This is a genomic window from Pedobacter sp. MC2016-14, assembly GCF_020991475.1.
Lineage (GTDB): Bacteria > Bacteroidota > Bacteroidia > Sphingobacteriales > Sphingobacteriaceae > Pedobacter.
On sequence record NZ_JAJMPA010000001.1, the window covers coordinates 1994182 to 2008366 of the forward strand.

Genomic DNA, 14185 nt, shown 5'->3' on the forward strand with positions numbered 1-14185 from the left:
AAATTTACAGTTTTTATTTTTAAACTGCTATTGCAGCACTTTCAAATATTGCGTAAACGGGCGTTTCTTCATATCTTGACGCAACAATGATTTGAGTGCCATTTGCATTTGCATCAAATAAGTCTTGCACCAATTGTGGATCATTATTGTCTTTTGAGAGGTGAGAAAGAAGCAGGTGACTCATGTAAACAGGTTTGTGTTTTACAAAAAGTTCCAGGGCCTGTTTGTTAGAAAGATGGCCATGACCTCCGCTAATGCGTCGTTTTAAGTAATAAGGATAATTGCCATTGTGTAGCATATCCTCATCATAATTGGCTTCCAGGAAAGCTGCATTACATTGTTTAAAATGGTCGGTCAATTCTTCACAAACAGCACCAAGATCTGTAAATATTCCAACCCGCGTTTCACCACAGGAAACTAAAAAACTATGCGGTTCAATCGCATCATGGAGTTTTGGAAAAGCTTTGATCCTGAGCGACCCAACCTGTATGGTTTCATGGCTGCTTAAATGGTTAATTAAATCCTCTTTTAGCTTACTGAATTTGCAATTAATTAAAGTTCCCTGGGTAATGTAAACCGGCAACTGATATTTTTTAGCCATTACACAAACGCCTCTAATGTGGTCGGAGTGTTCGTGGGAAATGAAAATGGCTTTAATTTTCGACATGGAAAGCCCAAGTCTGGCCATCCTGATTTCAGTTTCCTTACAGGAGATTCCGGCATCAATTAATACTGCCTCAGTTTCATTCCCTACATAGTAACAATTGCCGTTACTCCCGGAATTTAAAGAAGTAATAAAAAGTGTATTACAAGCCATTTGCCTTTACCGTAATTTCTGCAATATCCAGCACCTGTACATTTTGGCTCTGATCTTTCATCTTAACCCCATCGCTAAGCATGGTCATACAAAACGGACAGCCTGCTGCAATAATATTTGGCTTGGTTTCCAAAGCCTCTTCAATCCGTTCAATATTGATGTCTTTATCACCTTTTTCAGGTTCTTTGAACATTTGAGCTCCACCCGCCCCACAGCATAAGCCATTGGATTTGCAACGTTTCATTTCTACCAGTTGGGCATCCAGTACTTCCAGTGCTTTACGTGGTGCCTCATACACATCATTTCCACGTCCAAGATAACATGGGTCATGGTAAGTGATCTTTTTGCCTTTAAAACTTTCTCCACCCTCAGCTTTAAGTTTGCCCTCGTTAATCAGGTCCTGGATCAGTTGCGTATGGTGAATAACTTCATACGAGCCTCCAAGTCCTGGATATTCATTTTTAATTGTGTTAAAGCAATGCGGACAGCCCGTTACAATTTTTTTTATGTTATAGGCATTCAGCACTTCAATGTTGGTCATTGCTTGCATCTGAAACAAAAACTCATTGCCGGCACGTTTTGCCGGATCGCCAGTACAGCTTTCTTCCGTTCCCAGTACGGCATATTTTATGCCCACATGGTGCAGGATTTTGCAAATATCCCTCGTTGTTTTTTGGGCACGCTCATCGTAACTTCCGGCACAGCCTACCCAAAATAAAATTTCAGGTTCTTCGCCGCGGGCGATTAGCTCTGCCATAGTTGGCACTTCAAAATTCAATTGGTCGCTCATCTTTTGTCCTTAATCCTTGCTCGTTAAATCCTTAATCTTTGTTCCAAAATCTTAATCCTGCTTAGCCCAGTTAAAACGGTCGGCCGGAGAATATTTCCATGGTGCACCGTTATTCTCAATATTTCCAAGCATAGCACTAATACTAGAAGGTGCCTGTGACTCCTCCATCACGGCATATCTTCTTACTTCGGTAATAATAGCCAGCGGATCAATGTTGATAGGACAGGCCTGCGTACAAGCATTACAGCTGGTACAGGCCCAAATCTCTTCCCTTAAAATATAGTCGTCAATTAAAGCTTTACCATCATCAAAACCAACGCCATGCTTATCTATATTTTTACCAACTTCTTCAAGCCTGTCGCGCGTATCCATCATAATCTTTCTGGGCGACAACAACTTTCCTGTTAAGTTTGCCGGGCAAACTGCCGTGCACCGTCCGCATTCCGTACAGGTATAGGCATTCATCAGGTTAACCCAGCTTAAATCATTCACGTCTTTAGCACCAAAGCGTCCCGCTTCTGCTTCTGGTGGTGTAAAAGAGGGATCAAGCATCGCTTTAACTTCATTGGTAACGCTTTGCATGTTTGTAAATTCACCCTTAGGTTCCAGGTTTGCAAAATATGTATTTGGAAACGCAAACAGAATATGGAAATGCTTGGAGTAGGGCAGGTAATTTAAAAAGGCAAATATGCCCACAATATGAAACCACCAACATGCCCTTTCAATAACTATAAGTGAACTTTCAGTATCAGGAAGTAAGCCCCCCAAATACTGGCTTACAGGAAAAGCACCGGCAGTAATATAATGGTGCGCGCCCATGGCCTGTAATTTTGCATCCGCAGCATTCATTAGCAAGAAAGCCGACATTAGTAATATCTCAGTAATCAGGATATAATTTGCATCAGATTTTGGCCAGCCTTTAAGCTCTCTGGCCATAAATCTTTTTAATTTTATTACATTTCTACGAATTAAAAAGATGGCACAAGCTACCCACACACTCAGCGCCAGCAATTCAAATGACCCAATCAGAAAGTTATAAACACTTCCCAGTCCGCCAAAAATTCGATGTGTACCAAAAATTCCATCAATCATGATCTCTAAAACTTCCAGATTAATGATCACAAAGCCTACATAAACAAAAAGATGTAATACAGCAGGCACGGGTCTAAAAAACATTTTAGTTTGTCCCAGTGCGATCTTAATCATTGTTAACCACCTTTTTGCAGGCTGGTCTGATCTGTTGACATCTTTTCCTAAACGGATATTACGAATAACCTTTTTAAGGTTAAAACTGAACAGCGCTATTGCCGCTACTGTAATTGCTATAAACAGGATTTGTGATACCATTCTCTAAATTACATTTTGGTTATGCTAAGGTATAACAATTAGAGGAAACAAATTGTTATGCATGCATAAAGTTTTTAAATTTAGACGTATTTTAAATAGGGCGGTTCTCAGCATAATAGGTTCACAAAGAAGCTGAAATACACTATATGTTCCGCTCCTGGAGAAACTGACTCGGCGTTTTACCAAATTCTTTTTTAAATGCTTTTGTAAAATACGATTGTGTTTGAATACCTACCCTATACATTACTTCTGTTAGCAATACATCTTCTCCGGTCATAATTTCAACAGCTTTTCTGAGTCTGATGGAACGTATAAACTCTCCGATCGATTGCCCGGTTATAGTTTTGATTTTTTGGTAAAGCTTCGTTCTGCTCATGCCAATTTCTCCACACAAAAATTCGATGTCCATTTCTGGATTGATGAGGTGATCGTTAATAATGTTGAGCAGTTTTCCCATAAACTCCTTGTCCTTGCTGGAATGCACAAGTTCAATTAATTCCGTCTGATGATTTTTAGAATAGTGGTCTCTTAACTTTTGGCGTTGGTCAAAAATGTTTTTGATGTTTAGCTGTAGTAGGTTGATGTTAACAGGTTTGCTGAAATATAAGTCAGCACCTGATTCCGCACCCTCTATTTCTGCTTCAACACTATTTTTAGCCGTTAGCATCAAAAATGGGATATGGCTGGTTTCCACATCTTCTTTTAAAGCCTTACAAAATTGAGTACCGGTCATCCCTGGCATCATCACGTCACTAATTACCAGGTCCGGGAACTCCTCTTTTGCCTTTTGCAGACCTTCATAACCATCTCCGGCTTCAGAAATATGATAGTTCAAACTTAAGGTATCTTTCAAAAATGAACGTAGCTCTTCATTATCGTCAACAATTAAAATGCGTTTGCTGGCGGCGGTTGGTATTTCTCCAGTTAATTGGGTTTCAGTAGATAAATTCTGATCGGATTTGTAGCTGATGCTTTCCAGGCGTATTCCACCCTGTTCATTGCTTTGACCCCAAAGTTCATTTTCTTCATAATCAGCCCGGCTGCATGGCAGGCCAATAATGATTTCCGTTCCTTCATGCCGTTCACTGGATACTTGTATCATGCCTTTATGCAACATGGTTAGGCTTTTCACAAAGGCAAGTCCAACACCAGATCCCAAATGTGATTCCGTGATTCGGTAATAGCGCTCAAACAAGTGCTCTATAGACTCTTTTGAAATTCCTATTCCATTGTCCACTACCCGGATGTAGATGTAGTTTTTGCCTTTAAAATTACTATTAATGTGTAGTTGGTTTTCAAACTTAGGCCGTAACTTGTCCAGCGTATCTAAAATTTCAAGCACAACTTCACCACCCTGTTTGGTGTATTTTAGTGAATTGTTAACCAGGTTTAGCACAATTTTTTCAATGATTTGCCTGTCAAACCAGGTATCTATCGGCTGTGCATCATTTTTTACGTTAAAACGGATGTGTTTCTCCTGCGCCATTTCGGCAAATTCTTCAGCAACTTCATCAATGAATAGATTAATATTACCCTGCATTACTTTAAGTTGGAGTGCTCCAGACTCAATTTTCCTAAAATCCATCAACTCATTGATTAAGCTAAGTAGACGGTTGGCATTGCGGTGTATAGTTTTATAATAATTGAGAAAAGCAGCCTTGGAATCCTCTTTTAGCAACCTGTCAATCGGGCCTAAAATCAGCGATAGGGGAGTCCTGAATTCATGAGAAATATTAGTGAAAAACTGGAGTTGAATCTGGTGCATTTCTTCCCGTTTTTTCTCTTCCATTGCATGAATTTCCATTCGCCTTTTAAAACTCAGTAAAGCATAAGCAATTCCGGTTATCGTAACAATAATGAGCAGTCTAAACCACCAGGTTGCCCAAAAAGGAGGAGAAATATGAATATTAATTGAGGTATCTTTTGTATTCCAGTTGTTGTCATTGTTGGAAGCTTTTACCCTAAATACATAGTCGCCAGGATCCAGGTTGGTATAAAATGCTTTAGTTGTATTTCCGGCATAATTCCAGTCTTTGTCAAGACCATCTAGTTTATATGCATATTTATTGCTTTCGGGCGCAGTAAAATTTAGGCCTGTAAAACTGAAAGAAAAGGTAGATTGCTGATAAGAAAGCTCAATGTCGTTTGTAAAGCTGATATCTTTATCCAAAGGGGAATCTTTTTCACCTGGTAACATCCTGTTGTTAAAGATTTGAAATTCCGTAATGTATACCGGAGGAATAAAGCGGTTGCTTTTGATTGCATCCGGAAAAAAGGAGTTGAATCCATTTACCCCGCCAAAGAACATTTCTCCCGTCCTTGTCTTTAGGAAGGCATTTGCTTCAAATTCCTGTTCTTGTAACCCATCTGCTCTGTTGTAAGAGGAAGACTTAAGCGTTTCCGGATTAAATTTGGTTAGTCCTCTGGAAGTGGCAATCCAGAAATTGCCCTTGTCGTCTTCAGTAATTCCCTTAATAAAATCGGTAGCTAATCCTGCCTTATTCGTGTACAAAGAAAAGCTATTTTTAACAGGGTTAAACAAATATAAGCCTGCCTGACCAACCCACACCCGTTTTTTACTATCTATAAAAATGATTCGCAGGTCTGGTCTTTTTTCCGCATTTAAAAAATAACTTTTAAAGACTTTTGTATTCAGGTTGTAACAGTTTAATCCGCCATCATCTGTACCAATCCATAGGTTTTGATGTTGGTCCTCATTAATAGATATAATGTTCTCCCCACTAATTTTTGTTTGGTTAGCCCCCTGGATCAGGCGGGTAAATTTCCTGCTGGTCCTGTCCATCAGGTTTAACCCGCCATAATAAGTGCCTATCCACAAGTTCCCTTTACTATCTTCAAAAGTTTTTTGGACATAATTAGAAGAAATTGAACTAGGATCAGCGGGATTGTTCATGAAGCGCGTAAATGTGCCAGATTGCTTGTTCATCAGGTTTAGTCCACCCGCCCAGGTACCAATCCAGAGTTGTTTAAAGCGATCTTCGGTAATATTTAATACCGCATCAGATCCCAGACTTTCCGGTTTAAAAGGGTCAAACTTAAAATGTTTGTAGCGCTGGCTGCCTTTATCATAAAAATTTAGCCCGCCACCATCCGTTCCTATCCAAAGATTACCTTCTGCATCTTCGCAAAAGGCTTTAACATCATTATAACTTAAGCTGTTCTTGTTTAATTCTTGCTGTACCAGTTTAAACCTTTCCGCGCCAGGCGTATAAAGGTTTATTCCACCACGATGCGTACCTACCCAAAGATTGTCCTGCTTGTCTCTGAATATGGCAGAGACAGTCCGCTGAGAAAGACTTTGCGAGTTGCCTGGTTCATTTTGATAATTTTTAAACGTATTTGTTCCAGGGTTAAAATAATCCAGGCCACCATTTATACCGCCAATCCACAAGTTATTTTCTACATCTATCACTATAGACCGCACCAGATCACTTCCCAGGCTGTTGCTGTTTTTTTCCTGATGTTTATAAAGTCTGATGTTTCCAGTTAAAGGGTTAAAGGCGATCATTCCCTGTTCTTCCGTACCAAGCCACAAAGTACCGTCACCTGATTCTGCGATAACCCGGATATGATAGCTGGAAAGGCCTTCAACTGCAATTAATACAGACTTCTTTCCGTCAAACCTATATAGTCCTTTATCCGTAGCTATCCATAAATTCCCCTTTCTGTCTGTATGGAAATCGTTCGCATAATAATTAAACTGCCGAATGCTTTTTGTTTGTTCATTCAGGAGATCGAGACGTCCATCAGAGGAAGCTACCCATAGGTTGTTTTTGTATTTCTCAATGGCCCGGATATCATTATTTCCTAGTTTCATTTTTTTGGGGCCAACAAGGGGGTAACGTCTAAAAATATTTTGGATTGGGTCGAAACTGTTCAGCCCGTTAGATGTGGCTATCCAAAGCATTTTGTTTTTATCTTCGTATATATGCCTGATAAAATTGTCAGACAAACTGTTTGTATCTTTAGCAGATTTGTAAACCGTAATTTGCTGACCATCGTACTTGTTCAACCCATCACGTGTACCAAACCACATAAATCCCCGGTAGTCTTGAAATATACATTCAATGGTACTGTTAGAAAGACCTGCATCAAGACCAATGTGCTTAAATTTTAGATTTTGAGCGGTAGCAATCTGGCAGCTGAAGTATAAGCAAATGAACAGGACATTTTTAAACAATGAACTCATCAGACGTGGTTACAGGGATTTGGTTGATATTTCGATAAAGTTACTAGAAATTGAGATAAAAACCTTTTCAATCCGCTTTTTTAACAAATCAGTGTGTAAATATGTTAGATAGAACAAAAAAAAAACACAATAGCACAAGTGAAAAACCCGAATAAGCATTTCATTTGTACCAGTAATTATCAACCAAATACTGTATGCGAATTTTTACTTTTTATGTCAAGCTAAACCTATTGTTTACGCTTTTTCTCTTAACCACAGCAACGCTTCAGGCACAACAACCAGTTACCGTAACAGGGATGGTAAAGGCGGCATCCGATAACCTCGGCATTCCAGGCGTAAGTGTATTGCTAAAGGGTACAAAAACCGGAGCCGTAACCGGCCCCGACGGTAGTTTCTCTCTAAAAGTGCCAGAAGGTAAAGGTATTTTGATTTTTAGCTTTGTAGGCTATAAAATTCAGGAACTACCTATACCAGCGTCCCACAACTTAAATGTAGTACTCGCAGATGATGCCGCTGCATTAAGTGAAGTTGTGGTAGTGGGTTACGGTACCACCAGAAAACAAGACCTTACCGGATCTGTTACCGTAGTGGGATCAAAAGATTTTCAAAAAGGCAGTATCACAACTCCAGAGCAAATGCTGGCAGGTAAAGTTGCCGGCGTAGCCATCACATCAAATGGCGGACAGCCAGGAAGTGGAAGTACCATCAGGATTCGTGGCGGATCTTCTTTAAGTGCAAGTAACGATCCTCTATTTGTTATTGACGGTGTTCCCCTGGAGGTGAATGGTGTATCTGGTGCTTCAAATCCGCTAAGTTTTATCAATCCTAACGACATTGAAAATTTCACCGTATTAAAAGACGCTTCTGCAGCTGCTATTTATGGCGCAAGAGCTGCCAATGGCGTAATCATCATTACTACAAAAAAAGGGATTAGTGGAGATTTGAAGGTTGGCTTTACTACGGTAAATTCTTTGTCCAGAATAATCGCACAAACGGATGTGTTAAATGGAGATCAGATTCGTGAAATTGTTAATGCCAATGGAACAGCCGCACAAAAAGCAAAACTAGGCACCTTTAATACCAACTGGCAGGACTTGATTTATCAGGACGGTTTAGCGACAGACAATAACTTAAGTATTAGTGGCGGGGTAAAAGGATTGCCATATCGTCTTTCGCTAGGCTATCAAAATCAAAGGGGTATTTTAAGAACGGATGAGTTGGAGAAAACATCTGCAGCATTTGTATTAAATCCTACTTTCTTCGACAATCACCTAAAATTAGACATCAACCTGAAAGGGAGTATGCAAAAAACCAGGTTCGCTAATACAGCGGCGATTGGAGGTGCTGTGAGTTTCGACCCAAGTCAGGCGGTATATACAAACAGACCTGACTACCTGGGTTATTACGAGTGGTTGGATTATACAACACCTAGTGGTCTTGTAAATTTAGTGGGCAGAAACCCAGTAGGGGTTTTAGAACAAGTAGAAAACCGGGCTAATCCCTTAAGGAGCATAGGGAATATTCAGCTGGATTATAAATTTCATTTTCTTCCAGAACTGCACGCAAACGTAAATGCAGGGTATGACATTGCAAATGGAAAAGGCACAACCTATGTAAGTCCGCTTGCAGCTGTCAATATCAACGATCAGGGTTACGATAATCAATACAGGCAAAAAAGAAACAATACGGTCTTTGATTTCTACCTTAACTACGTCAAAGTTTTGCCCACGTTGAAGAGCAGAATTGATGCAACGGCAGGGTATTCTTACAACAACTATTTAACAACAGCGTATAATTATGCAAGTTACAATGGTTATGGAGTTAAGGTAGCGAATACAGACCCTGCTTTTCCATTCAATAAGCCAGAAAATAGGCTTATTTCTTATTTCGGCCGTTTAAATTATAGTTATGATGAAAGGTTCTTGTTGACAGCAACCCTTCGTCGTGACGGATCTTCGCGCTTTTCATCTGAATACAGAAACGCAATGTTTCCATCTGTAGCTTTGGCATGGACGTTAAAAAATGAAACTTTTCTAAAAGACAATAAAACAATAAGTGCCTTAAAAATACGGGCTGGTTATGGTATCACCGGACAGCAGGAAGGGATAGACAATTATGGTTATTTATCTACGTATGGTTTAAGTTCGCAAACTACGTCCTATCAGTTTGGTAATACATTTTATCAAATGTACAGGCCAACAGCCTACATATCTAACCTGAAGTGGGAACAAACCGCAACTACCAATGTGGGTATCGATGCAGGATTTTTAGACAACAGGATTTCTGGAAGTGTAGATATGTACCTCAAGAAAACTACCGATCTCTTAAATAAAGTACCTCAACCTGCAGGAACTAATTTTTCTGCCTCAGCGGTGGTCAATGTAGGAAGCATGGAGAACAAGGGAGTTGAAATGAATGTCAATTTTGTACCCATAAAAAGTGCAGATTTAAATTGGGATTTCAGCCTGAATGCCACCTATAATAAAAATACAATTACTAATTTGACTGTTGTCCCTAATGACGCAAACTATGTGGGCCTTCCCGGAGGTTCAATTGCCGGTGGAGTAGGTGGGCAAAATGCACTCATAAGTTCAGTTGGCCATAGCAAAAGCTTGTTTTATTTATTCGAGCAGGTTTATGATCAGTCAGGTAAGCCTATTGAAGGTGTATATGTGGACCAAAATGGTGATGGATTGATCAACGAAAATGACCTTAACAGAGGTAAACAAGCAGATCCTAAACTTTTTCTCGGATTTAGCAATAACCTGAGCTATAAGCAATGGAATATGAGTTTTACTTTAAGGGCTAACCTTGGCAACTATGTTTACAATAATGTGAGCAGTCAAATGGGGAACCTCGCCCAGATTAACGGATCAGCTATTCTGCTTAATGCGTCGCCAAGTTACCTGACAACAAATTTTAAAACTCAGCAGCTGTTTAGTGATTATTATGTAGAGAATGCTTCATTTTTGAAAATGGATAACATCAATTTAGGCTACAGGTTTGGTAAGGTGTTTAAAACCAATGCGGCCCTTCAATTGAACGCGAGTGTGCAAAATGTATTTACCATCACAAACTACACGGGTTTAGATCCCGAAGTTGCATCAGGCGTAGACAATAATCTTTATCCAAGACCCCGGGTATTTTCTTTGGGTTTAAACCTTAACTTTTAACCTTAGCGATCAAGAAGATGAAGGATTTTAATAAAAAACCAATGACTTTAAGAGCTTTAAATATAGCTATGCTTGTTTGCTTTACAATTTTGGTAACAGCATCCTGCAATAAACTGGATTTAACACCAACCAATGACCTTACTGCCTTGGATGTTTTTGCCACACCACAAGGTTATAAACAAGCTTTAGCAAAGGTATACGGTGCTTTTGCGCTAACGGGAAATGCAACCACGGGGCAACAGGATATTCCTGTGGAAATCATTAAAGATGAAGGAAACTCAGATTTTCTGCGTTTATATTGGAATTTACAGGAATTGACCACAGACGAAGCAGCCTGGTCATGGCAAAGTGATGCGGGTATTCAAGGCCTGCACGAATTGAGCTGGGGATCTACCAACTCCATTATTAATGGACTGTATTACCGTTCCTATTACCAAATTACAGTGGCCAACAATTTCATCAATGAATCTTCTGATGACAACCTTTCAAAAAGAGGGATTACCGGTACTGATGCCAATAACATTCGCTTGTACCGTGCTGAAGCACGCTTTTTGAGGGCTTATCAATATTGGGTTTTAATGGATCTGTATGCCAATCCGGCAATGGTTACAGAAAATACTGTTATAGGGGGTAAAGACTTGCCAAAGCAAATTCAGCGTAAAGACTTATTTATTTATGTAGAATCGGAGTTAAAAGCATTGGAAAACGAACTTGCTGCTCCTAAAACAAACGAATATGGTCGTGCAGATAAAGCTGCCGCATGGGCGTTATTATCACGATTGTATCTAAATGCTCAGATTTATACTGGAACTGCCAGATATACAGACGCGATTACCTATTGCAATAAGATTACTGCTGCTGGTTACACGTTGCATAGCAACTACAGAGAGCTGACCATCGCTGACAATCACCTCAATACAGATGAAAACATCCTGACCATCAATTACGATGGTACAAGTACTCAAAACTTTGGTGGTACTACTTATTTGATGCATGGGCCAGCAGGTGTGCCTGCAGATGTTTCCGGTTCAAATGGTAACTGGGGCGGATTACGTTTTACAGAAAATTTCGTGAATCTGTTTGCAGATAAAACAGGTGCTACAGATACCCGTGCGCAGTTCTATACCAGCGGACAGACCCTGGAGATGACAGATCTTTATTTATCTACGGCAGGATACACAAGTACTAAATACAGAAATAAAACCAGGTCGGGCGCTGCAGCTCCGCATCAGGATGCAGCTAAAGACTTCTCTGACATAGATTTTCCATTATTTCGTTTAGGCGAGATTTATTTGACGTATGCTGAGGCTGTGGTGCGAGGTGGTACAGGTGGAAGCTTAAATACCGCATTGGGTTATATCAATGCTTTGCGTACACGTGCATATAGTGGAAGTCTTGCCGGAAACATTACCACCAGCGCAATGTCTCTTGATTTTATCCTGGATGAAAGGGGCAGAGAACTTTATTATGAAGGTTTTAGACGTACAGATTTAATCCGTTTTGGTAAATTTACTACCAATGCTTATCTCTGGGCCTGGAAAGGCGGCGTTAAAGCTGGTACATCGGTGGCAAACAAATACAATATATTCCCTTTGCCTCCATCAGACTTATCGGCTAATCCAAACTTAACTCAAAATACTGGCTATTAATCTAATAAAATCATGAAACAATTATTCAATAGTTTTTTAGTCCTGGTACTCTCAGCGATTGTTTTAATCAGCTGTAAGAAAGAAGCCAGTCAAAATATTATAACGATGCCATCGGCTTCAACACTTGATTTTAAAAGTTCTGTGAGTGCCGTTACGCTTACCGAAGAAGTTGCAGCATCTAAAGTGGTAACTTTCAGTTTTAGCGCTCCAAATTATGGGGTTAAGGTTGTTCCTAGCTATACTTTGCAATTTGATGTTCCTGCAGATACTTTAGGCGCAAATCCCTGGGGCAATGCTGTAGAAGTTAAATTATCTGGAGACAGTCTCCACAGAACTTTCCTTGGATCGCAGTTGAATACTATCCTTGCTGCACAGCTTTTGTTACCTACTGGTGTGAATAGCACAATCGTAGTAAGGTTAAAAACGGATGTAAATCAAAGTACAGGACTGTCTACTACAGTAAAGCCTTTATATTCTACTATTAAAATGACGGTTAACCCTTACCGTTCCTACATCGAATATCCCGCATTATTGGTTCAGGGAAGGAATTCCTGGAAAACTCCTGCAACCAGGACCAATGGTTACTTACTTGCCTCTTCAAATTTCAACACTAAATATGAGGGGTTTTTAAATTTGCCAAATGCAGATGGATGGGGTGGTGATGCCTTTCAGTTGGTCTCTACTACAGATGCTAAAGTTTATGGATGGGGATCCAGTGCAACAACATTAAGTGCGGGCGGAGGCAACTTGTGGTTGTCCCCGGCACCTAACTATATGAAAGTTAATGTTGACCTCAATGCGATGACCATTGCCTATACGCCTGTGAAGTTTTTTATTACAGGTGAAGATAATGGATGGAGTGTCTCATCAACTCCGATGGTATATAATGCGACTACTGGTGTGTGGATAGCCTCAAATGTTACGCTTACCGCTGGTAAAACCTTCCAGTTTACTGCCAATGGTAGTTATGATATTAGCTATAAACTGGACAAAGCAGAAAATGGCACGTTGATATTTGCAGGTGCACCAAACTGGCCCACTAGTGTGAACATTCCGGTCGCAAAAACAGGAGTTTTCACTGTTACACTTGATATGAGTGGCGGTGAAGGGAATTATACCTATTCAGTTAAATAAGTATTAAAATTTAAAGAGATGAAACAAACCAAATGGTTCGCAATAATTGTGCTGCTGATATTTATAGGTGCTGGTTGTAAAAAGACGCCAACCGGAGAGACGATGTTGTATCCGGTACCAGATCCGATTGGCACTTATGCAAAAGGTGCTGACGTTAGCTGGGTAAGTGAAATGGAAGCTGGCGGAAGAAAGTTCTACAATAATGCTGGCGTAGAGCAAGATTTATTTACAATTTTAAAAGCGAAGGGCATCAATGCCATTCGGCTTAGGGTATGGGTTAATCCTACTCTTGGATTTAACAATACTGCAGATGTGCTTACCAAAGCTAGAAGGGCAAGGGCAGCCAACATGCGCATCATGATAGATTTTCACTACAGTGATTCCTGGGCAGATCCTGGTCAGCAAACCAAACCAGTGGCTTGGGTAGGACAAGATATTACAGCTTTAAAAGCCTCTGTCTACAACCACACAACAGAAGTACTTACCACGCTAAAAAATGCATATATTATTCCGGAATGGGTGCAAGTGGGTAATGAAACCAATAATGGCATGTTGTGGGAAGAAGGAAAAGCTTCTGCCAGTATGAAAAATTTTGCCGAGCTGGTACTTTCAGGATATAATGCGGTTAAAGCTGTCAATCCAGCTTCTAAAGTAATTGTCCACATCTCTAATGGCTACGATAATAGTTTGTTTAGGTGGATGTTTGACGGGCTTAAAAATAATGGAGCAAAATGGGATGTCATTGGCATGTCCATGTATCCAACTGCAGCAAACTGGGCGACTAGAAATACGCAGTGTTTGGCCAATATGACGGATATGGTAACCAGGTATGGATCTGAAATTATGATCTGCGAGCTGGGTATGCCTGTTGCTGATGCTGCCGCTTCTAAATTGTTTATTACAGATTTAATGGCCAAGAACAAGTCACTTCCAAACAATAAAGGCCTTGGTGTTTTTTACTGGGAACCTCAATCTTACAATGGATGGAGTGGGTACCAGCTTGGTGCTTTTGATGATACAGGGAAACCAACAGTAGCAATGGATGCTTTTTTACCTTAATTATTG

General features: G+C 40.1%; 8 protein-coding genes. 4 read left to right on the top strand and 4 right to left on the bottom strand.

Translation table 11 applies throughout. The features are described 5' to 3' along the window. Window positions 1–19: 19 nt before the first annotated feature. The 4 genes from LPB86_RS08375 to LPB86_RS08390 form a co-directional block, all read right to left on the bottom strand. The gene (locus LPB86_RS08375) at window positions 20–817 is read right to left on the bottom strand and encodes an MBL fold metallo-hydrolase (RefSeq protein WP_230642312.1); all 798 of its coding nucleotides are present in this window, start codon (window positions 815–817) and stop codon (window positions 20–22) included. After that, window positions 807–1607: a (Fe-S)-binding protein gene (locus LPB86_RS08380; RefSeq protein ID WP_230642313.1), complete on the bottom strand. Its 801-nt coding sequence runs from the start codon at window positions 1605–1607 to the stop codon at window positions 807–809. Before LPB86_RS08380 ends, LPB86_RS08375 begins: the two co-directional genes overlap by 11 nt. A gap of 51 nt (window positions 1608–1658) precedes the next feature. Continuing rightward, a complete protein-coding gene (locus LPB86_RS08385; protein ID WP_230642314.1) occupies window positions 1659–2954 on the bottom strand; it encodes a 4Fe-4S dicluster domain-containing protein in 1296 nt (431 codons plus the stop codon). A 142-nt stretch (window positions 2955–3096) separates the two neighbouring features. Beyond that, window positions 3097–7164, bottom strand: coding sequence for a hybrid sensor histidine kinase/response regulator transcription factor (locus LPB86_RS08390; RefSeq protein WP_230642315.1), 4068 nt, complete (start codon window positions 7162–7164; stop codon window positions 3097–3099). A gap of 194 nt (window positions 7165–7358) precedes the next feature. Between LPB86_RS08390 and LPB86_RS08395 the strand changes: the two genes are divergently transcribed. Genes LPB86_RS08395 through LPB86_RS08410 form a run of 4 tightly spaced genes read left to right on the top strand, consistent with a single transcriptional unit; the run spans window position 7359 to window position 14179 of the window. Further along, on the top strand, window positions 7359–10337 hold the full coding sequence (locus tag LPB86_RS08395; protein ID WP_230642316.1) for a SusC/RagA family TonB-linked outer membrane protein: 2979 nt from the start codon (window positions 7359–7361) through the stop codon (window positions 10335–10337). A gap of 17 nt (window positions 10338–10354) precedes the next feature. Then, on the top strand, window positions 10355–11986 hold the full coding sequence (locus tag LPB86_RS08400) for a RagB/SusD family nutrient uptake outer membrane protein (RefSeq protein ID WP_230642317.1): 1632 nt from the start codon (window positions 10355–10357) through the stop codon (window positions 11984–11986). A gap of 12 nt (window positions 11987–11998) precedes the next feature. Further along, complete coding sequence (locus LPB86_RS08405) at window positions 11999–13120, top strand: SusE domain-containing protein (protein WP_230642318.1); 1122 nt, start codon at window positions 11999–12001, stop codon at window positions 13118–13120. A gap of 18 nt (window positions 13121–13138) precedes the next feature. Further along, window positions 13139–14179, top strand: coding sequence for a glycosyl hydrolase 53 family protein (locus LPB86_RS08410; RefSeq protein WP_230642319.1), 1041 nt, complete (start codon window positions 13139–13141; stop codon window positions 14177–14179). Window positions 14180–14185 lie beyond the last annotated feature (6 nt).